Origin of the sequence: Acidithiobacillus sp., assembly GCF_023255755.1 — a bacterium.
In the GTDB taxonomy this organism is placed as follows: domain Bacteria; phylum Pseudomonadota; class Gammaproteobacteria; order Acidithiobacillales; family Acidithiobacillaceae; genus Acidithiobacillus.
Genome location: NZ_JAGDVS010000185.1, coordinates 3,806 through 25,345 on the forward strand (window position 1 = coordinate 3,806; position 21,540 = coordinate 25,345).

General features: G+C 59.1%; 22 protein-coding genes. All 22 read right to left on the reverse strand.

The features are described from left to right. A partial coding sequence (flhF, locus tag Q0C48_RS13050) for a flagellar biosynthesis protein FlhF (protein ID WP_291525048.1) occupies nt 1-829 on the reverse strand: 829 nt, incomplete at its 3' end. 36 nt (nt 830-865) lie between these two features. Beyond that, the gene (gene flhA / locus Q0C48_RS13055) at nt 866-2,917 is read right to left on the reverse strand and encodes a flagellar biosynthesis protein FlhA (protein ID WP_291525050.1); all 2,052 of its coding nucleotides are present in this window, start codon (nt 2,915-2,917) and stop codon (nt 866-868) included. 3 nt (nt 2,918-2,920) lie between these two features. Then, entirely contained in the window at nt 2,921-4,048 is a 1,128-nt protein-coding gene (gene flhB, locus Q0C48_RS13060; protein WP_291525052.1) for a flagellar biosynthesis protein FlhB, read from the reverse strand. A gap of 26 nt (nt 4,049-4,074) precedes the next feature. Continuing rightward, nucleotides 4,075-4,866 carry a flagellar biosynthetic protein FliR gene (gene fliR / locus Q0C48_RS13065; RefSeq protein ID WP_291525054.1) on the reverse strand — a complete coding sequence of 264 codons (792 nt, stop codon included), beginning with the start codon at nt 4,864-4,866 and terminating at the stop codon, nt 4,075-4,077. Next, nucleotides 4,863-5,135, reverse strand: a complete 273-nt coding sequence (gene fliQ, locus Q0C48_RS13070; protein WP_291525057.1) for a flagellar biosynthesis protein FliQ — start codon at nt 5,133-5,135, stop codon at nt 4,863-4,865. Before fliQ ends, fliR begins: the two co-directional genes overlap by 4 nt. A 9-nt stretch (nt 5,136-5,144) precedes the next feature. Next, on the reverse strand, nt 5,145-5,939 hold the full coding sequence (gene fliP, locus Q0C48_RS13075) for a flagellar type III secretion system pore protein FliP (RefSeq protein ID WP_291525059.1): 795 nt from the start codon (nt 5,937-5,939) through the stop codon (nt 5,145-5,147). Beyond that, nucleotides 5,855-6,415 carry a flagellar biosynthetic protein FliO gene (gene fliO / locus Q0C48_RS13080; protein WP_291525062.1) on the reverse strand — a complete coding sequence of 187 codons (561 nt, stop codon included), beginning with the start codon at nt 6,413-6,415 and terminating at the stop codon, nt 5,855-5,857. Before fliO ends, fliP begins: the two co-directional genes overlap by 85 nt. After that, nucleotides 6,412-6,909 (reverse strand): flagellar motor switch protein FliN, encoded by a 498-nt coding sequence (gene fliN / locus Q0C48_RS14745; protein ID WP_366937062.1) that lies wholly within the window; start codon nt 6,907-6,909, stop codon nt 6,412-6,414. The genes fliO and fliN overlap by 4 nt, the downstream gene beginning before the upstream one ends. Before the next feature lie 3 nt (nt 6,910-6,912). Further along, nucleotides 6,913-7,926 (reverse strand): flagellar motor switch protein FliM, encoded by a 1,014-nt coding sequence (gene fliM / locus Q0C48_RS13090; RefSeq protein WP_291525064.1) that lies wholly within the window; start codon nt 7,924-7,926, stop codon nt 6,913-6,915. A 38-nt stretch (nt 7,927-7,964) separates the two neighbouring features. Next, on the reverse strand, nt 7,965-9,200 hold the full coding sequence (locus tag Q0C48_RS13095) for a flagellar hook-length control protein FliK (protein WP_291525066.1): 1,236 nt from the start codon (nt 9,198-9,200) through the stop codon (nt 7,965-7,967). A 32-nt stretch (nt 9,201-9,232) separates the two neighbouring features. Then, on the reverse strand, nt 9,233-9,691 hold the full coding sequence (fliJ, locus tag Q0C48_RS13100) for a flagellar export protein FliJ (RefSeq protein ID WP_291525068.1): 459 nt from the start codon (nt 9,689-9,691) through the stop codon (nt 9,233-9,235). A 5-nt stretch (nt 9,692-9,696) separates the two neighbouring features. Continuing rightward, nucleotides 9,697-11,082 (reverse strand): FliI/YscN family ATPase, encoded by a 1,386-nt coding sequence (locus tag Q0C48_RS13105; RefSeq protein ID WP_291525070.1) that lies wholly within the window; start codon nt 11,080-11,082, stop codon nt 9,697-9,699. Continuing rightward, complete coding sequence (locus Q0C48_RS13110) at nt 11,079-11,807, reverse strand: flagellar assembly protein FliH (protein ID WP_291525072.1); 729 nt, start codon at nt 11,805-11,807, stop codon at nt 11,079-11,081. Before Q0C48_RS13110 ends, Q0C48_RS13105 begins: the two co-directional genes overlap by 4 nt. A gap of 16 nt (nt 11,808-11,823) precedes the next feature. Then, entirely contained in the window at nt 11,824-12,834 is a 1,011-nt protein-coding gene (gene fliG, locus Q0C48_RS13115; RefSeq protein ID WP_163053830.1) for a flagellar motor switch protein FliG, read from the reverse strand. Further along, nucleotides 12,812-14,530, reverse strand: coding sequence for a flagellar basal-body MS-ring/collar protein FliF (gene fliF, locus Q0C48_RS13120; RefSeq protein WP_291525074.1), 1,719 nt, complete (start codon nt 14,528-14,530; stop codon nt 12,812-12,814). Before fliF ends, fliG begins: the two co-directional genes overlap by 23 nt. Nucleotides 14,531-14,563: 33 nt before the next feature. Continuing rightward, complete coding sequence (gene fliE, locus Q0C48_RS13125; protein WP_291525077.1) at nt 14,564-14,887, reverse strand: flagellar hook-basal body complex protein FliE; 324 nt, start codon at nt 14,885-14,887, stop codon at nt 14,564-14,566. Between the two features lie 55 nt (nt 14,888-14,942). Continuing rightward, nucleotides 14,943-16,325 (reverse strand): sigma-54 dependent transcriptional regulator, encoded by a 1,383-nt coding sequence (locus tag Q0C48_RS13130; protein WP_291525078.1) that lies wholly within the window; start codon nt 16,323-16,325, stop codon nt 14,943-14,945. Then, nucleotides 16,322-17,527, reverse strand: coding sequence for an ATP-binding protein (locus Q0C48_RS13135; protein WP_291525081.1), 1,206 nt, complete (start codon nt 17,525-17,527; stop codon nt 16,322-16,324). Before Q0C48_RS13135 ends, Q0C48_RS13130 begins: the two co-directional genes overlap by 4 nt. After that, nucleotides 17,527-18,570 (reverse strand): sigma-54 dependent transcriptional regulator, encoded by a 1,044-nt coding sequence (locus Q0C48_RS13140; RefSeq protein ID WP_291525082.1) that lies wholly within the window; start codon nt 18,568-18,570, stop codon nt 17,527-17,529. The genes Q0C48_RS13135 and Q0C48_RS13140 overlap by 1 nt, the downstream gene beginning before the upstream one ends. A 38-nt stretch (nt 18,571-18,608) precedes the next feature. Then, nucleotides 18,609-19,172, reverse strand: coding sequence for a PilZ domain-containing protein (locus Q0C48_RS13145; protein WP_291525084.1), 564 nt, complete (start codon nt 19,170-19,172; stop codon nt 18,609-18,611). A gap of 30 nt (nt 19,173-19,202) precedes the next feature. Further along, entirely contained in the window at nt 19,203-19,580 is a 378-nt protein-coding gene (fliS, locus tag Q0C48_RS13150; protein WP_291525086.1) for a flagellar export chaperone FliS, read from the reverse strand. An 18-nt stretch (nt 19,581-19,598) separates the two neighbouring features. Further along, on the reverse strand, nt 19,599-21,539 hold the full coding sequence (gene fliD / locus Q0C48_RS13155; protein WP_291525088.1) for a flagellar filament capping protein FliD: 1,941 nt from the start codon (nt 21,537-21,539) through the stop codon (nt 19,599-19,601). Nucleotide 21,540: the final 1 nt, after the last annotated feature.

Genomic DNA, 21,540 nt, shown 5'->3' on the forward strand with positions numbered 1-21,540 from the left:
CTCCCAGGCGCTGGTCACGCGGGCTCATACCGATGGTATCGATGAATATCCACGGTCGCTGGCAATGTTTCTCCAAAGCCTGGAAAAGATCTTCCGGACCACGGATGACCTCCAGCGGCACGCCAAGAATGCGCGCATATATCCCCAGTTGCTCAACACCCGCGATACGATAGGTATCGGTGGTCAGCAATGCGACGGAGTGAGGCCCGTGGCGCAACACCTGAGCGGCAGCAAGTTTCGCTATGCTGGTCGTTTTGCCTGAGCCGGTAGGACCCCATACCGCGAAAATTCCGCCTTTACCCAGAGGGTTCTCGCTCAAGCCCACCCGCTCCTCCAGCGCTACGCGCAGTGACGCCCCCCAGGCCTCGTCTGCGGCCTGCTGAGCGATTTGCGTAGCCCAGTCCGCAGAGAAACCCATGTCCGTCAGCACCTCGCGCGCCAGCTTGCTGGCGCGCGGGCTGCCCCAGCGTTTTTCCACCAATTGCCGCAGGGCCTGAAGCTCGTTACGGAGCGGAGTAGTCTCCGTGGCTGCACTGCTGCTCACTGCCATGTGCGCCACGCGCTCAGGGACAGATAATGGGGGCTTGGTGCTCACGGTAGGAATATCCTCCGCTGGCAATTTTGCCGGAACTCCGCGTAATGGTTCAGGCCAACTCGGCGTTGGCGTGGCCTCAGCCCATTGCTTCTCATCAAAATCGATGGCTGCAACGATCTCGACACCCCCATCCACATCCCGGTTGGAGAGAATGACCGCGTCGGCACCCAAGGCGGTGCGAATCTGCTGCAGTACGTCGCGGGTGCTCGCCCCGTTAAATCGCCTGATCTTCATCTGTGTCTTTCTCCCTGAGGGTGAGCGCCTGGCCATTTAAGCACCGAGCGTGGCCACCACCCTGATCCGTTTATTTTCGGGGATCTCCGCATAAGAGAGCACCCGCATCCGCGGCGCGGTCCGGGCCAGGAAGCGTGCCAGAAAGGCGCGCATGGGGGCCATGGCCAGCAGCACCGGCTGCATACCGCCAGCCTCCATCTGCTGCATCAACTCCCCCGCCCTTTCCAGCACCCGCTGCGCCAGCCCCGGCTCCAAAGCCTCGCCATTACTGTTGCGCAAACTCTCCTGCAATAAGTGTTCCAACTGTCCGTCCAGCACCGCGACTGGCAACTCCCCCTGTCCGGGAAAGAGTCCTTGCACAATATAAGGGCCGAGTGCGGTACGTACGGCCGCAGTGAGATCGTCAACATCCTGGCTTTGCGGTGCGTGCTCCGCCAAAATTTCGACGATGGTGCGCATGTCGCGAACGGGCACGCCTTCATTCAGCAGGTTCTGCAAGACTTTCTTGAGCTTGTCGGGAGACAGCATCTTCGGGATGACATCTTCTACCAGCTTGGGTGAGCGGCTGGCGAGATGAGACAGGATCCCCTCCACCTCCTCGCGGCCCAGCAGTTCAGCACCATGGGACTGCAAGATCTGATGCAGATGGGTGGCGATCACCGTTGCCGGATCGACCACCGTATAACCAAGGGCGACTGCCTTGTCGCGCTGATCGTTGTTTATCCACAAGGCCGGGAGGCCGAAGGACGGGTCGGTAGTCGGGGTACCTTCGAGCTTACCGAGGACATTGCCTGGGTCTATGGCGAGCAGCAAATCCGGAAAGATTTCACCACCAGCCACTTCAACGCCTTTGACGGTGATCCGGTAGGCCGTCGGCCGCAATTCGAGATTGTCACGGACGTGCACGGCGGGCACCAGAAAGCCAAAGTCCTGCGCGAACTTTTTACGCACCCCGCGAATGCGTGCCAGCAGCTCGCCGCCCTGCCCCTTGTCGACCAGCGGAATCAGCCGGTAACCGACCTCCAGCCCGAGTGGATCAAGCGGCTCGACGCTGGCCCAGGTGACCTCCTCCGGCTCGGCTGGTGATGGGGGTATCGCGGCTTCGGCCTTTGGCTGCTGGCGTTTGCGATACCAAACGATGCCGCCCAACACCGCGCCTGCCCCCAGAAACGGCAGATGCGGCATCCCCGGAATCAGCCCGAGAACGGCGAGGATCACCGCGACGATAACCAGTACGTCCCGGTTGTGGAAAATCTGGCTCACTAATTGTTTTCCCAAATCCTGACCGGTATTGACTGACGTGACCACAATGCCGGCGGCGATGGAAATGACCAGTGCGGGAATTTGTGCCACCAGCGCGTCACCGATGCTGAGCAGAGTGTAGTCATGGGCTGCCGTGCCAAGACTGAGACCATGTTGCCAGATGCCGATGATCAGACCACCGATTAAGTTGATGAATAGAATCATAATCGCTGCGACGGCATCACCGCGCACAAACTTGCTGGCGCCGTCCATGGAACCAAAAAAATCGGCCTCTTGCGCTATCTCGCTGCGCCGCCGATGGGCTTCTTCCTGATCGATAATGCCGGCATTCATATCCGCATCAATAGCCATCTGTTTGCCCGGCATGGCGTCGAGAGTGAAACGGGCGCTGACTTCTGCGATGCGCCCCGCACCCTTGGTGATAACCATAAAGTTGATGATGACCAGAATCGCAAAAACGATGATTCCTACCGCATAGTCACCGCCCACAACAAACTCACCAAATGACTCGATCACCTGTCCGGCCGCACCGGGTCCATTCTGGCCGTGCAGCAAGATGATCCTTGCCGCCGCCACATTGAGGGAGAGGCGCAACAAAGTCGTTAACAGCAGTGCCGTCGGAAAAGCGGCGAACTCCAGCGGGCGCACCATATAGAGACTGACCAGCAGGATAATCAGGCCCAGCGTAATATTGAAGGTAAAGAAAATATCCAGGAGAAAAGTCGGCAACGGAATAATGAGCATGGCGAGCACCATGATCACCAGGATCGGGGCCGCCAGGGTATGCCAGTTCACGCGTTGCAACATCCGGTTCAGGGCGTTCACAGTTTATCCTCTTTCATCCATTTCCGGGGGCACTGACCAGTGCGCGGGCACTTGTGGCTGCTGCTGCGGGGTCGCCAACCGGAGCTGATATAGATAGGCGAGGAGTTCCGCCACAGCCCGATAAAGAGTGACGGGGATCTCCTGCTCCAACTCCACATGATGGTAGAGCGCCCGCGCCAGGGGTGGCGCTTCCACCACCGGTATGTGATGTTCTGCCGCCAGATCACGGATCCTGGCGGCCACCAGATCAGCGCCCTTGGCCAGCAGGACGGGTGCACGCGTCTCCCCTTCGGCATAACGCAGCGCCACCGCATAATGGGTCGGGTTGGTGACAATGACATCGGCCTTGGGCACCGCCGCCATCATCCGCCGGCGCGCCATCTCCCGCTGCATGGCGCGTACCTTGGCCTTGATTTCGGGATTGCCGTCCATTTCTTTCATTTCATCTTTCTGATCCTGGCGCGACATCTTCAACTTCACGTTGATGGTCCAGATCTGGAAAGGCACATCAAATAGCACAATCAGCAGGGTAGACGCAGCAAGCACGAGAAAGACCAAGCCGCTCATGTGCATGAGATGCAGCATGGCTTGTTCGGGCGATTCCTGAATCAGGCCGAAGAGGGCGTTGCGTTGGGCCCAGAGCAACGTGATACCGATACCGCCCACCACCACAGCTTTCAGGATCGCCTTCACCAGTTCCAACGCACCATGCTTGGAAACGATTTTTTGCAGACCACTGATGGGGTCCATGCGCGAGAAGTCCGGTACCAGCGACTGGGTGCTGAAAACCCAGCCGCCTACCACCAGCCCGGCAGCAACCACGGCCATCAGCAGCATGATGAAAAAGGGCACCACCAGCTCCGCCGCGGTTTCACACATCGTTGCAAAATGACGGAGGAGGTCTTGAGGATCGGTCATCACGGCGGACGAGAGATGCAGGCCGACGTAGAGAAATCCGGCAATACTTTGATAAATATTGTCAGCGAACCCAAAAAACACACTCGCCGAGACCATCAGCAAGGCGCTGGTGGACAACTCTCTGGAGCGCGCGACCTGGCCCTTCTTACGCGCGTCGTCGCGGCGTTTGGGAGTCGCCGCTTCGGTACGTTCCTGGGCATTTTCTTCGGCCATGGCGTCTTATGTCCTGAGCGAGAGATTCATGGCCGCGCCGCCGAGAGCATCGCCTGCCCCGCAGTTTCCATGGATAAATTCAGCAGATGCTGAACGATCATGGTCATGGCCGGCATAAACACATACAGCGCGAGGATACCCAGCCCCAGGAGCACCGGAAAGCCGATCACAAAAATATTGAGCTGGGGCGCCGACTTGCCCAGCACACCTAAAGCAATATTTACGAGCACCAGCGTGCCTAAAACCGGTGCAGAGATAGCCAAACCCAACGAGAAGATGATGCTCCCCTCCTCCACGAGCAAATGCCAGGCCGAAGGATTGAGGCTGAGCGTCGCCGTCACCGGCAGTAGGGTAAAACTGCGCATAAGGGTCGCCAGCACCAGCAACTGACCATTCATTGCCATGAACAGGAGTAAGGCGATCAGGTTGAGAAAATTGGAAAGGGTAGGGACCTGCACGCCCGTCACAGGGTCAAAAAAGCTGCTGAATCCCAGCCCCATCTGTAGACTGATGACCGACCCCGCAAACTGCACCACGCTAAAAACCACCGTCACAGCAAAACCCAGCGCCGTGCCTATGAGGATTTGCTGGATGAGCAGCACAAAACCCGCTCCCGACAAAAAATGTACAGCAGGCATCGCGGGCAGAGCGGGGGCGATAGCCACACTGATCAGCAACGCCAGCCCTACCCGCACCTGAATCGGTACCTGGGTGGCGCTAAACACCGGCGCCGTGGACAGCAGCGCGAGGATACGAATAAAGGGCCAGAAGACCAGGCCGATCCAGTGCTCCAGTTGCAGCGTGGTAAAGTGAATCATTGGTTGATCAGATGCGGAATGTCATGGAACAGGTGGATGGTGAAGTCCATGATCAGATGCAGCATCCATGGACCGGCAATCACCAGCACCAAGGCCATCGCCAGAATTTTGGGCACAAAGCTGAGCGTCATTTCGTTGAGCTGGGTGGCCGCTTGAAAGACACTCACCAGCAGGCCGACCACCAGCGCAATCCCCAGCAAGGGGGCCGACAACAAGAGGGTCGTCCACACCGCTTGCTGACCGATCGTGACAATACTCTCTGGAGTCATTCCCTCACCTCAATGGACAAAGCTCTGTACCAGCGAACCGATGACCAGATCCCAGCCGTTGACCAGTACGAAGAGCATGAGTTTGAAGGGAAAAGACACCGTCACTGGCGACAGCATCATCATGCCCATAGACATCAGAACGGCAGCCACCACCAGATCGATGATCACGAAGGGTATGAAGATCAGAAAGCCGATCTGAAACCCGGTCTTCAGCTCCGAAGTGACGAAGGCCGGGATCAATAAAGTCATGGGCGTATCCGCCGGGGCCTGCAATTGCGGGTGTCCGGAGAGCTTGACGAAAAGCGCGAGATCATCGGGTCGCGTCTGCGAAAGCATGAAGGTGCGCAACGGTCCATCAGCACGCGACATGGCCTGGGTGATATTGATCTGGTTTTGAGTAAGGGGCTGCAGGACTTCCGTGTTGAGCTTCTGAAACACCGGCGCCATCACAAAAAAAGTAAGAAAGAGCGATAGGCCGACGATGACCTGGCTGGGCGGCATCTGGGTCGAACCCAGAGCCTGCTTGAGCAGGGAGAGGACGATGATGATACGGGTGAAGGCTGTCATCATCAGCAGCATGCTGGGTAAAAAGACCAGTACCGTCATGAAGATGAGCGCCTGAATACTGAGGCTGTATTCGGTGCCGCCGCCCGCTGCAGGACCTGTGGTAAAAGCGGGAAGGCCGCCGGCGATGGCCACTCCCGGAATATTGAGGACGATCAGTCCAAAGGCGGCGATCCTGGTCTGGAAGCGGGCGGGGTTTCTGCCGGGTCCCTGGTGGGGGTCTTTATGTGCTGGTTCCATGGCCCTTGCTTGCGCCTCTCCATTGCGGTGCGCAACCAACCGGCGAAAGTGGCCGGCGCGTTGCTGGTGGTGTCTGGCAGCGTCGTCTCCAGGGTGTGCAGCAGGGTAATCCCTGCCGGAGTCACACCGAGAAGCAACTGCTGCTCTCCCACTTGTACTAGCAAAAGGCGTTCCCGCGTTCCAAGGGAGAGTGACGACACCACCCGCATACCTCCGACCTGCCCACCGGCCAGACCGGGTTGCAGGCGCTTGAGTAACCACACCACCCCGAAAAATATCAGGAGGACCAGCACCAGGGCAGAAAATAGCTGGAGAATGGCTGACCACGAAAAAGCACTGTCCGCCCCCATGCCGACGGAGGTATCCGCCCAAACTGACGGGCTCCACAGGGCGCAGACCATGCCTGCCAGTCGGATTTTTGACGCTCGCAGGGCGGCAATTTTGACGCTGAAGTCGGGACTTGGATTTTTTTTCAACGGAGTTTCTTGGCCCGTTCCGCCGGGCTGACGATGTCGGTGAGACGAATGCCAAACTTGTCATTCACCAGCACGACCTCACCCTGCGCGATAAGGTAACCATTCACGAGCACATCCATCGGCTCGCCAGCGAGGCGCTCCAACTCGACCACCGAACCCTGCGCCAACTGCAGGAGATTCCGAATTTGAATCTTGGTACGTCCCAGCTCTACCGAGAGCGTCACCGGAATATCGAGAATCATATCCAGATTCTGCGCCTGCGTACCGCTGCTGGCAGCATGCAACTCGGGAATAGGGGCGGGAGTCGCCTTAGGGGCCTGCTTAAGCGGAGCGTTAAGCTCGTTGTCCGGTTCAGCAGATGCTTCCGTATCGGTGCTGGCACCGCCCTGCTCCGCCATAGCTGCTGCCCAGTCCGCCATAATATCATCGGCCGCGCTGTTATCCGCCGCGTCCGCCACAGGTTCCGCGCCTACCGGTATTTGCTCTTCAGCCATGGTTCAACTCTCCAATGCCGCCATGGCGGCTTGCCCTGCTGCGATTTCCGGACAGAGATGCTCCGTCACCTGAACGGCATATTTGCCATTAGACATTCCATAGCGCCCGGAAAGCACTGGAATGCCATCAATTCGCGCGACAATCGTTTCCGGCATTTCAATAGGAATCACGTCGCCATCGCGTAGCGCCAGCAATTGCCGCAGAGTCAGGCGCGTTTGCACGAACTGCGCTTCCAGTTCCAGTTCGGCCTCCTGCATTTCATCCTGCAGAGACTGCACCCAACGGCGGTCCACCTCAGAACGATCCGCCGTCGTGCCTGCCGTGAGCTGATCGCGTACCGGTTCGACCATGCCATAAGGAAGACAGACATGGAGAGTGCCCGTCCCCGATTCCAGCTCTACGGTAAACGTGGTGGTGATCACCACTTCTGTCGGCGTCGCAATATTGACGAACTGCGGGTTTACTTCCGAGCGCATCAACTCCGGGTTCAGGGGCGCCACCGGTGCCCAGGCCGACTTAAAGTCTTTGAACGCCATATCCAGAAGCCGCTTGATGATGCGCTGCTCCAGCGGGGTGAAGTCTCGGCCCTCAATACGCGCATGAAAGCGGCCATCACCACCGAAATAGTTGTCCACCACCGCAAAAATCAGGCGGGGATCGAAGACGAACAAGGCGGTCCCGCGCAGAGGCTTGATCTGTACCATATTGATATTACTGGGTACCACCAGACTGCGGATGAACTCACTATATTTGATCAGCCGCACCTGACCCACGGAGATTTCTGCCGTGCGCCGCAAAAAGTTGAACAGACTGACCCGCCATAGACGAGCAAAGCGCTCGTTGACCACCTCCAGGGTAGGCATACGTCCGCGCACGATACGATCCTGGTTGGCGAGATCATAAGGCCGCACACCACCCGGATCGGGCACTGCATCAGTCTCGGTATCGACATCACCACCTGCCATCCCTTTGAAGAGGGCGTCTACTTCATCCTGAGAAAGAATATCCTGTGCCATGCGGTCACCGTATCGTTAGCGGTACTGCTTTGCAAGAATCATGCAAAGGTATTCACCAATCCCAACCGGACACGGACCGATATCGGAAGTGCGGTAACCCCACCGGTCGCCTCCCCAACCGCCATAATACCGGAGACGGGCACAGATTTGTTGCGCGCAAAGGGCCGCCCGCCGCTATCCGTCCCCACACTCGCCTGCCCCAGGCTCATCCCCGCCGCCGCAAAACTCTCCTGCAGTTGCGGCATGGCCGTGGCAATGGCTTCCCGCACTTCCGGATGTGGTGAGCTGAAAAAAGCGTTGGTCTGGCCATTTTGTTGAAGATCCAAATGCACCTCCAGCGGACCCAGGTGCGGCGGGTTGAGATGCAGGGTGGCCTGCTGTATCCCCTGGCCCAGTAAAAATTGCACCTGCTGCCCTAGCGCCTGACCCCATTGCGGACGGCTATCCACCGGGGGCGCCACGACAGCCACTGCAGGGGCAGGGCCTGCGGTCGGAGTAACTCCGCTTAACACCGTCATATTCGGCAGATTGGCGCCTGGTTGACTGGCACCATTAGTCACTTCCGAACGTTTGGTGGAGACCATTGCCAACGTGGCTGTCGAAGGGCTGGACGCGGTGACCACGCTAACGCGCTGAATCAGCGCAGGACGCGGCGCTTGCGTACCTGCCTCTTTGCCCTGCAAATTCTGAACATGGATTGTCTCCAATGCTCCGGCTGCATGGCTCGCACCCTCTTGGGACAGCGTCGCCACAGCATTATGACCGGACTCGTCGGCGCCCCCTAAAGGTGTCGGTTTCCCGGATACGTCTTGGTAGTGGGGGGACGCGGCGGTGGCTGCCAAGGGAAGTGTCGGCGAAAAAAACACGGCTGTCGGCAAGGGAGAAACAGCCGTGTTTTTGGCCGCATGGGTTTTATCCGCAACCTTTTTGGGCGGCACCGCAGTTGCGCCGGTTGTCGCTGGAGCGGGAACCGTCGACGTCGCCTTGGTAGCCAGCGCCACCGGCAAAGTTTTGCCACTGCTTTCCCCCACCGGCTGGCGAAGCGCGTGCGGCGAGACTTTTTGTGGTGCGTCTGATTTTTTTCCCGCGATCTTCTCAGGCGTACCCACCTTACCCTGGGCATTCGCCGGCGCCGCCGCCTGCTGCCCCGCCATCACCTGGGCGAAACCAGGCACCGGCCCTGTGCCGCTTGCGGTCTGTGCCGAAGCCGGAGCACCTACCGACACAGGCGTCGCTATGGGGTTGGCTGTTGCGCTCATGATTTCTGCAGCCATACCGGCACCTCCTCAGAAAGATAGTTGCAGTATCATAGGCAAAAAACACGCCCGACCCGCAGCGCGGAGGAGCGCATGGCCCATTCATCCAGATCTTTTTGCATTTTGCGTAACGCCTGGTTGCGCTGCTCATTTTCCAGACGCTGAGCGAGGGAGGCCAAGCCTTTTCCCCGCCCTCTGGCGGCCGCCCACTCGCCTTGCAGCCAACGCACCTGCTGCTGTTGGTGCTGGAGATTTTCTCGTTGCAGCTTAAGCACCTGTTCAAGCTGTGCGATGAAACTGCGCATCTCCATCGCTTGCGCGCTGAGAATACCAGCCTGCTCCGCGGCGACCGCCTGCTCGCGATACTGCGCCAGATAATTTTCCAGCAACTGCAGCTTATTCTGTATTTCATGCAGTAGCGCACGCTGCCTACCCAGTGTCTGGGCCAGCTCTTTTTGCCGGTTATCGGCGTCTTCACGGAGGTAGAGGATGGTATCTTGGCGGCTCATAATATTTAAGCAGGCGTAACGCCCGCGTGATCGTCCAGGTAATGGGTCATAATTTCTGCCAGTTGCGCTTGGCTTGTGGCCAGCGATACGGATTCCCGCTGATCCTGACGCAGAAAGGCGAGGATTCCGGGATAGGCGCGCACCGCCTGGTCAAGTAGCGGCTCCATGCCAGGCGTATATGCGCCGACCGCGATGAGATCCTGCTGGTCGCGATAGCGACTATAGAGGCGTTTGAGCAAATGCAAGCGACTCAACTGAAGTGGCGGCACGATATTCGGCATCACCCGGCTGATAGAGGCTTCCAGATCGATAGCTGGATACTGCCCTTGCTCAGCGAGGCTGCGGGATAATACCAGATGTCCGTCGAGCACGGCCCGCGCGCTGTCGGCAATGGGGTCCTGCTGGTCATCGCCTTCCATAAGCACGGTATAGAAAGCCGTGATGCTGCCGCCCCCCTCGGGACCATTGCCCGCGCGCTCCACCAATGCGGGCAAGCGCGCAAATACCGAAGGCGGATAACCCCGTACGGCTGGCGGCTCGCCCACGGCCAAGGCGATTTCGCGCTGCGCCATTGCATAACGGGTCAATGAATCCATCAGCAGTAACACATGCTGGCCCTGACTCCGATAATATTCGGCGATGGCGGTTGCCAGGTGCGCGCCACGAATGCGGGTCAGCGCTGGCACGTCGGCAGGTGCCGCCACCACCACGGCACGGCGCAGACCGGACTCACCGAGAATATCCTCAATGAACTCCTTGACCTCGCGGCCACGTTCACCAATCAATCCGACGACAATGACATCCGCATCCGTATTGCGCGCCATCATCCCCAAGAGGACGCTCTTACCCACGCCACTGCCGGCAAACAGGCCCATGCGCGCGCCGCGACCGATGGTAAACAACGCATTGATGCTGCGCACCCCTACGTCGAGGGGCGCCCGCACTGGCGCGCGCCGCATGGGATTGATGGCCGTTCCCAGCAAAGGGACTCGCTCCTGACCAAGAATGGGTCCACCACCATCCAGTACCTGACCTTGCCCATCCATAATCCGACCTAACATCTGCGGGCTTACCCCCGCCTGAGCCTCTCCCGCCAAAGGTTGCACCCGTGCCCCAGGCGCCACCCCGTGCAGATCTCCCGCCGCCATGAGTTGTAGACGTCCGGCCTGAAAACCGACTACCTCGGCATCGATACCGCGCTGATGCGCTGCGGCCACCCGGCAGCGCGTTCCGATACTGGCATCAAAACCTTCTGCCTCCAAAACCAGACCCACCATGCGCACCAGCCGCCCGCTGGGTAATAACGCGGGCGGCTGCCGTTGCATACGCGACTGTATACTCTGCAGATATTCGCCCCAGTGACGTTGGCGGTCGGCAAATATCCCGGTCATGTGGAAATCTCGCCGAAAAGCTGATCCAGGGTTTCCCGCCAGCGCGTCTCCAGACGAAGATCCAGTTGCGTAGCCGCATGATCGAATTCACGTCCCTGCCAGCGGCGGTCCGGGCGCGCCACCTCGGCATCCAGGCTGGCGGCCACTAATACGCCGCCCCGTTCCAGTTCAGCATCGGCGTGCAACACCACACCTTGCTCCGTCAGCTCCGGCATCAAACGTTCCACTAATGCCAGATCATCGGGATGCAGGCAGATACTCGGCTGCGCGCTCCGTACCGGCACCGCGCGCAGTGCCTCCCGGAGCAACGGCAACAGCGACTCTGGCCGCAGAACCAGCTCGTGGCGAATCACCTGTTTGGCAATTTCCATGGCCAGCGCCAACAGCGACTGTTCAACACTCACATCCAGTGCCCGTAACGGCACACTGAAATCGTGTAAAATCTGCTGCAAAGCCTGTCGATCCTGGGCCGCAGCGGCCATGCCTTCGGCATACCCCGCCGCGTAACCTTGCTGATGCCCCTGTTCCCGCCCTTCCCTCTCGGCCTGCCCATAAATGGCTTGCAATTCATCCGCCGTCGGCAAGATTACGGATTGCGTGGAAATGGATTCCCCCGGCGCCTTCGTCGGCTGGGCTCGCACCGCGACAACAGACATATCTGGCAACTGCCAGCGTTGCAGGTCGCCAATCGTGTCACGAGAAATCACTTCCTGGGGCAATTTCATAGGCGCTCTCCAACCCTCAAACCATGGCCTCACTGCTGCCGTTGCCCAGGTTAATCTGCCCGGCCGCGTCTAAACGGGTGGCGATCTGCAGGATGGCCTTCTGCGCGGTTTCCACCTCGCTGACCCGCACCGGCCCCTTGGCGTCTAGATCATCGCGCATCATCTCCGCAGCGCGTTTTGACATATTCGCGAAGAATTTTTCGCGCAGCCCGGGACTGGCACCCTTCAACGCGGTGACAAATCCCTCGGAAGGGATCTCCCGCAGCAACACCTGCAGACTGCGGTCATCCAGCTTGATCAGGTCATCAAAGACAAACATCTTCTCCTGCACCTTTTCCGCCAGTTCACTATCATTTTCCCGCATCTTCTCGAGAATGCTACCGGAGAGGCTGGTTTCCAGACGATTGAGCACTTCGGCTGCAGCCTTCGGGCCACCGAGACTGGCCACCTGCAGGCTCTGTGTCTCTCCCGACAACTGCTCTTCCAGGATATCATTCAACTCCCGGATCGCTGCGGGCTGCACCGTCTCCAGGCTGGCCAACCGCATCATGGCCTCGCTGACCAACCGCTCCGGCAGATGATGAAGCACTTCACCCGCCTGTTCAGGCTCCATGTAGGCGAGGATCATGGCCAGCACTTGCGGATGCTCCAGCTTGATCAAATCGGCGATGGAACGGGCATCCATCCATTTGAGATTCTCCAACCCACTGGAGTCACCGCCATGGAGAATACGATCAATGAGGGTGCTCGCCTTATCCGCGCCCAAAGCCTTGTTCAGCATCGCCCGAATATATTGGTCACTCCCGACACCCAGGGAAGTCTGACGTTCCAGACGTGAGCGAAAATCCGACAACACCGTCTGTGCCTGATCGGTGGAAACATGGGACATACGCGCCATCGCGGCACCCAGCTTCTGGACCTCGCGCGGCCCCAAATGACGCATCACCTCCGCAGCCTCGTCCTCCCCCAGGCTCAGAAGGAGAATGGCGCTGCGATCAATGCCATTAAGATCCCGCTTCACGGTCATTGGCTAACCATTCCTTCACTACCTGAGCGGCGCGCGCCGGGTCTTGCATGACCAGTTGGCGGGCCACATAGAGATCGGTTTCCAGCGGATTTTCAGGCAGCGCCACCGGTCCATGACCCGCTCCGGCGAGGGTTGCTGACGGCACGCCGACCCCTGGTGTCGCTGGCCTTTTATCCTCTGCTGAGGCTGCCTCACCGGCGCCGTCTTCGGTGTTCATTGCCGGTTCCTGCCGCATGCGACGGCGCAGCAATGGCCTGACTACCCCGACATAGAGCAGGAGGGCAAGAATCAACAGCACCAGGTAACGCGAGCCACTGTTCATCAGCGTAAGGAACCAGGATTGCTGCCACCACGGAAGGGCAGTCGCCGCCGACTGTGTAGTGAAGGGCATGTTAACGACTTTCACCGTATCACCGCGCTGCGCATTGTAGCCGATGGCGTCTTCCACCAATTGCTGCACCTGTGCCAGTTGCGCAGCCGTCAGGGGTTTGGCGTGGATGGCACCCAGGCCACTTTCAGTAACCCGGTCATCGACCAGCACCGCAACCGACAGGCGCTTGACACGGCCCACCGGTTGCACGGTATGCACGATAGTCTTATCGACATCGTAATTCGTGGTGCTGTCGTTGCTACTCTCTGTGGGCGCCAGCATCTTGAGGGTGGGGGCAACAGCAATCAGCGCGGCCGGCGACATCGCCGAAGCCACCGGCGCCACAAAAGGCGCGATGGCCACCCCTGGCGGCTGATTGGAAAGCGCGCCCGGCACACCGTAAGGTCCGGCACCACCGGTACTGTTGCTGATATGCGTCTGCTCGCTCAGTATCTGTCCCTTGCCGTAATGCACCGAGCTGCTTTCACTTTTAGCAAAATCAATGTCAGCGGAAACGGCGACCCGCACCCCATTGTGACCCACTATGGGCGTCAGCATTTCCTGAATGCGTTTTTGGTATTGCTGGTCTACCTCGCGCTGATAAGCCAATTGCGACGGCTGCAGACCGCTATCGGCATTGGCATGAGAACTCAGCAAATCACCATGCTGATCAACCACGGTGACGTTCTTATCCCGCAAACCGGGCACGCTGGCCGCCACCAGATGCACCACTCCCGCGACCTGCGCCGCACTCAACACCCGCCCCGGATAGACTTCCAGCATTACCGATGCCGTGGGATTCTCCTGTTCACTGAGAAACACTGAAGGCTTGGGAATAGCGAGATGAACTTTGGCGTGCTCTACCGCTGAAAGGGAAGCTATCGTCCGCTCCAGAGAACCTTCCAGCGCCCGTTGATAATTGATGTGCTCGACAAACTCACTGGTACCCATGGGTTCATGGTCAAGCAGTTCAAAGCCAACCCCGGCCCCTTTAGGCAACCCCGCCGCCGCGAGCTTCATCCGGGTCCCGTAAACATGACTTCCCGGCACTGAGATCACCGCACCACCGTCACTGATTCGATAGGGAATATTGAGCTTTTGCAGCTCGGCAATGACCTGACCGCCATCCCGGTTCGAAAGATTGGTATAGAGCACTTTGTATGGTGGCTTACCACTCCAAACGAAGGCAACGATCAGCACGGCCAGCACTGCGGCGAGAACCGCCAATACCGTAAAACGGCGATTGGGCGTCATTTCCTGCCAACGCCGCTGAGCTTCCGCAGCGCCTCCGGAGAGCGTGTTGGGTCTTGCCGCTTCAGTGGCCATGCATCAGTCCTTGGTCGCCATGAATCGCACCGATCAGGCCTGAATATTCATGATGTCCTGGTATGCAGATACCAGTTTATTGCGCACCTGAAGCATCGTCTGAAAAGAAAGACCCGCTTTTTGCGAGGCCACCATCACCTGGCTGAGGCTCACCGACTGATCCCCACTGGAAAATTGCGCTTGCAGCGCGCTGGATTTGGCCTGCAGATCATTCACAGAATTCACCACCCCTTTCAGGGTATTGGCAAAATCACCTTCACTGCCGGTGGACGGAGCTGGCGCCTTCATCCCCTGCGCCTGATCGGCAAGGGCTCGCAATTGCGTTAAAAGGGAATCCAGAGAATCTACACTGCTCATGGTCGCACCTGCACTATCCGTTGTTGCATTTTAATAAGCAAAATCCGAGCCACTACTAGCCCAACACATACCCAGCCTCACGAAATCGCTGCAACTTGTGTCGCAGAGTACGCGGACTGATCCCCAGGGACTGGGCCGCCAGCGTCCGCGAACCCTGACTTTGGGCAAGCGCCAGGACGATGGCCTCCCGTTCGTGGTGGGCGCGCAGATCGTCCAGCGGTAAACATGCATCCAGTACGGCCCCAGGCGCTTTTTCGCAGGGTAGTCCTTCCGGGTCAGGAGGGGGGCGATCCGCAACGCCTTCCGCGACGGCGATTCCCAGGTCTGGCGCCTGGATTTCTTCCGTCATGGCCAGTATGGCCGCACGTTGCAACGCATTCTCCAGCTCACGGACATTGCCCGGCCACGAATAAGCCCAGAGCGTACGGCTAGCGGCAGCGTCCAGTCTTTTCGGCGGCAAACCCATCTGCTGGCAGTGTTGGGCCAAAAGATGTTCTGCCAAGGGCAGGATATCTGCTTGCCGCTCCCGTAAGGGTGGAATCCCTATGGGAAACACCTGTAGCCGGTAATACAGATCCGCACGAAAGTGCCCGGCGGCCACGGCCGCCTGGAGATCGCGATTACTGGTCGCGATCACCCGGATATTCAGCGCAATAGTCTGCTTGCCGCCCACCCGTTCCATCTCCCGCTCTTGCAGCACCCGCAGCAGCTTGGCCTGCAGCGCCAAAGGCATTTCCGTGACCTCATCCAGGAGCAGCGTACCCCCTTGGGCCTGTTCAAACTTCCCGGCGCTGGCCTGACTGGCGCCGGTAAAAGCCCCTTTTTCGTGACCGAACAGCGTCGCCTCCAGCAGAGTATCGGGTATCGCCGCGCAATTCACCGCGATAAAAGGCCCCCCTTGACGCTTGCTCTGCCGGTGCAGATAGCAAGCAAGCACTTCCTTGCCGACCCCGCTCTCGCCCGTCAGCAGGACCGTCGCATCGGTTACCGCCACCCGCCGTGCCATCTCCAGAGTGGTCTGCATCGCGGCAGATTCCGCAATGGGACCACCTTCCACCTGACGCGCCCGGCGGGCATGGCGGCAGATTTTTTCCAACAGCACGTCCATGGTAAAAGGTTTCACGAGATAATCCACGGCTCCGTTCTGTAACGCCCGTACCGCCTCGGCGATGGTGCCCCAAGCAGTCATCATCAGTACCGGCGGGCTTTCGAGACGGCCCTCCAGAGCTTTGAGCAGGACATAGCCATCCATGGGGCGCATCTGGACGTCACTCAGAACCAGGTCAAAGGACGCCGCTGCCAGGGCTGCCAGGGCTGCCGTGCCGTCCCCTGCGCGCTGCACCCGATAATCATGATCCTCCAAACCCTCCTGGAGGGCTTCGGCAAGGTGATCATCGTCTTCTACCAGTAATATCTGAGGTCGGTAACCGCCCATCATGCTTTCTCCTGCATCATCGCCCCACTGGGCAACGGCTGCGGCGGCTGCCAAAGCGGCAGGCGCAATACAAAACGTGCCCCCCCGCTCGCGGCAGCCTCAATCCCCACCGCCCCTCCCATGGCCACCACAAAATTGCGGGTGATGGCCAGACCAAGGCCGGTACCATCGCTGCGGCTGGTATAAAAAGGGGTAAACACTTTCTCCCGATCGGCCTCTGCAATACCTGGACCCGCATCGGCAATAGCCAGGACTAGATCACCCTCCCCGGCCAACTGCAAGCTGAGCAGCACGGTGCTTGCCGGGGGGCTGTAGAACAACGCATTATGCAGCAGATTGGCCAGCACACTTACCCAGGCGGCCCGGCTTCCCGTCAAAAACCAGTCAGATGACACTTCCGGCATTTGCAACATGACATTTTTTTGACGGAAGAGCAGATCGAACTCCTGCCGCAAACCTTCCAGAATCTCCACCACCGCCACAGCGCCCTCTTCCTGTTCGGTGCCGCGCAAAAAACGCAGCATGGCATCAATAGTGGCCTCCAGGTGCTGCAGACGCTCCAGGGCGCGCTGCTGCTGCTTGTGAAAACGCGCTTCGCCACGGTCACAGGATAATTGCGACACCGACAGGAGCGTAGTGGCCAGCGGAGTACGCAGTTGATGCGCCAGACCAGCCATGGTTTCCCCCATCGCCGCGAGGCGTTCGCGGCGTTGCGCCGCCTCCTCCTGTGCCCGTGCCACCGTCACATCCTGCAGCAGGATGATCTGTCCGCCATCCCCTGGTAACGCATTGACGGCCACCGTCACGCGCAACCCCGCCTCCCCTTCCCCCTGCAGGATCCATTCATTGGGGCCTGACTGCCAATGCAGCGTCTGTACCTCACGCCAATCGGCGCCACGCAGATCCGCTCCGAGAATCCGTCGCGCCTCGGGGTTCATTTCCATAATGACGGACGCATGGTCCACCACCAACACTGCACCCGGCAGTAACTCCAGAAGCATGGCCAGACGTTCGCGCATGCGCTCTTTCGCTTCCAGCTCCTGACGCAGGCGGGTATTCACCTCGGCCAGTTCCGCACCCAGGCGTTGCACTTCCATCTGGAGGGTGCCATAGGCTTCCGTTAAATCCCTGGACGCCTGATTAAAGAGCGAGAAGGCTTCCATAAGGCTGGCGGCATCCGGGACCTGCTTATCGCCCGACGCCATCAGCTACTACACTCCCGCGGATTGGCCAAGGCGTATTTCTTGAGCTTCTCCACCAATGTGGTGCGACGCAGCCCGAGACGCTGGGCAGCGTGCGCCACCACCTGATCGGAGGCAGCCATAGCCTGGAGCAGCAGGTCTTTTTCGATACCCTCCAGATGCTGTTTGAGGTCAAAGGGTCCATCAGGCAAAAAGGTTACGGGCTCGGACCAGATGGCGGCAAGACTTTGCCGCTCTGCCTCCGCACTTTCCGTCACCGAAGCACGAAAGCGCGGAGGCAGACCAGCAACATCTAGCCGTTCTCCGCCATGCAGAATCGTCAGTCGCTCCGCGAGATTCTGCAATTCGCGCACATTACCCGGCCAGGGATAGGCATCAAGCGCAGCCATGCTGCACTCTGACAGCATTACGGGACTATAGCCGCATTCTTCCAGACGCTGCAAAAAATGATGAAATAACAGGCGAACATCACCACAACGATCGCGCAATGGCGGTATTTCAATTGGGAATACATTGAGCCGATAGTAGAGATCTTCCCGAAAAGAACCATCGCGAATTCGTTCTTCCAGATTACGGTGGGTCGCTGCTAGTACCCGTACGTTAGCCGGAAAGCTCTGCGTACCACCCACCCGCTCAAACCGCCGTTCTTGCAGGACCCGCAGCAACTTCACCTGCATCTGCGAACTCATCTCGCCGATCTCATCCAGAAAAATGGTGCCACCTTGGGCCAATTCAAAGCGTCCCTTACGGGTCGCCAACGCCCCCGTAAAAGCGCCCTTCTCATGGCCGAAGAGCTCGCTTTCCATGAGATCCTCGGGGATGGCACCGCAGTTAATCGCCACAAAAGGCCCATCGCACCGCGCAGAGTGCCGATGCAGACACTGAGCGATGACTTCTTTACCAGTCCCTGATTCGCCGAGGATCAGGACCGTACTGTCGGTGTGCGCCACCTTTCCCAGCATGGCGGTGATACGCCGCAAGACCGGGCTGTTGCCAACCAAGCCGCAACTCTGCCGGGACAGACTGCGCCTGTCTGTTTCGGGCATGACCTTATCTATTATTTCACTGCACATGAAGTAGCCTGTCATACATCTGATGGATGGTGCTGATCCTTACTGCGCGCTACCGCACGCCGATGATGACGGAATATTAGCCGATCCAGTGATTCTTGCACACGGCTATCCAGATGAAAGTGCAGATGACAGCGGGTGCTTGCACCTGAAGCGCCGCCGGAAGGACCGGACAGGGGTTGCATGGAGCCGGGAAGCAGCAAGGGCATGGCAATGCGCGGACGCAAAAAAAGCGCTATGCAGGTTTCATTCTGTGCACCCGCAAACAGGGCAGGATCGGAACAATCCCAGTAGAGGTCCTCGGAGCCCAGGATGCAAGGGTAACTCGGCGGCGTCGGCCCCAGCCCCTTGATGCCTGCGCTGACCAACAACAACAAGAGGTCGACCTTCGTCTCCAGATTGCTGAGCCCTTCATGGCCCTCCTCATCATTGGTGAGGATGTGCTCATCCATGACCAGCAACGCACGCAACAAGGCGAGATTATCTGCCATCAGGGTATTACGGGTGCCCGCATCGTTGGGCCATTCGCCCAAGGCCAGGGGCAAATGGCCCTGCAGCACTACAGCATGTTCGGTCATTATCCCTCGCGAGGCGGGAAGGCGCATGCGTCAGGCGCGCTCCAGCAATCCTCGCCAGGCGTCGCGCAAATCCTCCACCACCGGACGGCAGGCATCCAGTGCCTGCAGATCATCAAAAATATTGGCTTGTGCCAACTGATTTAACAGGAAACGGTAAAGACTGTCGAGGTTTTGCGCAATTTCGCCGCCGTTTTCGAAGTCGATGCTGGCCAGCAGGTGGGCGGTGAGTTGATAGGCCTTGTCCATGGATTGCGCCTTGGTCGCCAGGTCACCCTGCTCAATAGCCAGCCGCGCCCGCCGCAGGTATTCGAGAATACCGTCCAGGCCGAGCAGGACCAGCCGGTCGCTGGACAAGCCTTGATTTCCCACCTGCCGATAGGCCTGCATAGCCGCTGTCGCTACACTCATAATGTGATTCTCCTCGAATTAACCACTGGTAGGGCTGGAGCTCGAACCAGTGGAGTAAAAGGCATTGAGATACTGGCCAATGGACTGCAACTGCGAAAGCTGCGACTGCATCGCGGCAAACTGCTGGGTCAGCAGGGAGGTCTGATTCGATGCCGATTGTTGCAGCGTCGTGATTTGCGCGCTGAGGCCGTTGATGGAGGAGGCGATACCGTTCTGCGCCGCCGCCACAAAACCGTTTTGGCTGTTGAGCGCTTGGGTGAGCAGGCTGTTCATCTGCTGATAGAGGCCCTGGCTCACGGTCACCGTGCCCAGATTGCCGGTCGTCGATCCCATCACCTGCAGCTGCAGCCCCAAGGCGTTTCCGGGGCCGGTCACCGTCAGATTCTGACCGACGCCACTGGTGGTCTCGGCATTGACCGTACCTGCCACATCCGTCCCGGAGGCCGCCAGACGGCTGGTACCGATACCCGTCCCGCTGGCCCCCGCCGCCACGTTGGAAACCACGCTGAAACTCTGCGTACTGCCATAGGTGTTGGACTGAATCTGCAGATAGCCATTCTGGTTACTGGCGGTGAGTCCGGTGACCCCGGATTGCTGCAACGTGTCATTGATGGTGTTGACGATAGTGGCGAGGCTGCTTCCGGAAGCCAGCGACACCACCACCGAACTGGAGCCGGAGCTGATGGTCAGGCTCTCACTCTGGGCGATACCGCTCGTAGGTACCGCCGCGCTACCCGACACCGTGGCCTCGGTCGCCGCCTGACTGACGTTGAGGGCGTAGGTGCCCGCCTGCGTACTGCTACCGGCGCCGACATACTGCACGTTGGCATTGCTGGTGCTGCCCACCTGCCCGAATAGCCCGGCGACACTGTTGAAATCGCTGTTGAGCGCGGTGCTGAGGGTACTGGTGTTGAGGCTGATGGTACCGCTGCTGGTCAGGCCGAGCCCGACGCTCCCCAGGGAGTTATAAGCGCTGCCGGAGGCCACTCCCACCCCCTGCCCGGAGATCAGGTTCAGTAGCTGGGTGCGCAAGCCCTGCACCGAGGCATCGCCGAGCAGCGGCCCGCCGGAACCGGCTTGCGCGTTGTACGCCGTAAGCTGATTGATGGTGCCCATGGTCTTGTTGAAAGCGATGGTGAAACTTTGTACCGCGCCGACGAAAGCGGAATTGCTGGCGCTGACCTGCAGCGTGGTTGAACCGCTGGCCTGCAACAGATTCAGGGAAACCCCCGGAATGGCGCCAGAGATGGTATTGCTGGCGCTGGTCACCGCCAGCCCGTTGATGCTCACCCCGGCATTCTGCGCCGCCTGACTGAGGGTCATGCCCGAACTGCCCGAACTACTGGAACTGTAACTGAGATTCGCCAGGCTGCCCGTCGCCCCGCTGGTGGTGACACTGAAGGCGCTGCTGGCCCCGGTGCCGGTCCCGGTGAGGGTCAGTCGATAGCCGGTGCCATCATAGACCACCGCCGCGTTGACGCCGGTATTGGCCGTGTTGATAGCGCTCGCGATACCGTCCAGCGTGTTATTGCTGGAGCCGATGGCCACATTCGTTACCGCCCCACTGCCCACCTGTATCTGCAGGGTCCCGGTACCCACAGCAGCGCTGCTGGCACTACTAAAATCCTGGGAATAGATGCTCTGTGACTGCGCCAGCACTATATTGCTGAGGCTATAACTGCCCGTGGCGGCATTGGCGCTCACCGTGGCCGTTGCGGCATTATTATTGGAAAGACTGACACTACGGTTATTGGTACTGCCCAGGTTTTGCAAACTGCTCATGGAAGACTGCAGACTGGACAAACTGCTCTGCAGCGTACCCCAAGCGCTCAACGTCGTCTGATAGGATTGCTGCTGACTCTCCAGCACCATGATCGGTTGCTGATAAGCCGCGCTGAGGTTACTGATCAGCTGCTGGACGTTAATTCCACTGACCAGACCCGACAATGACACTGACATG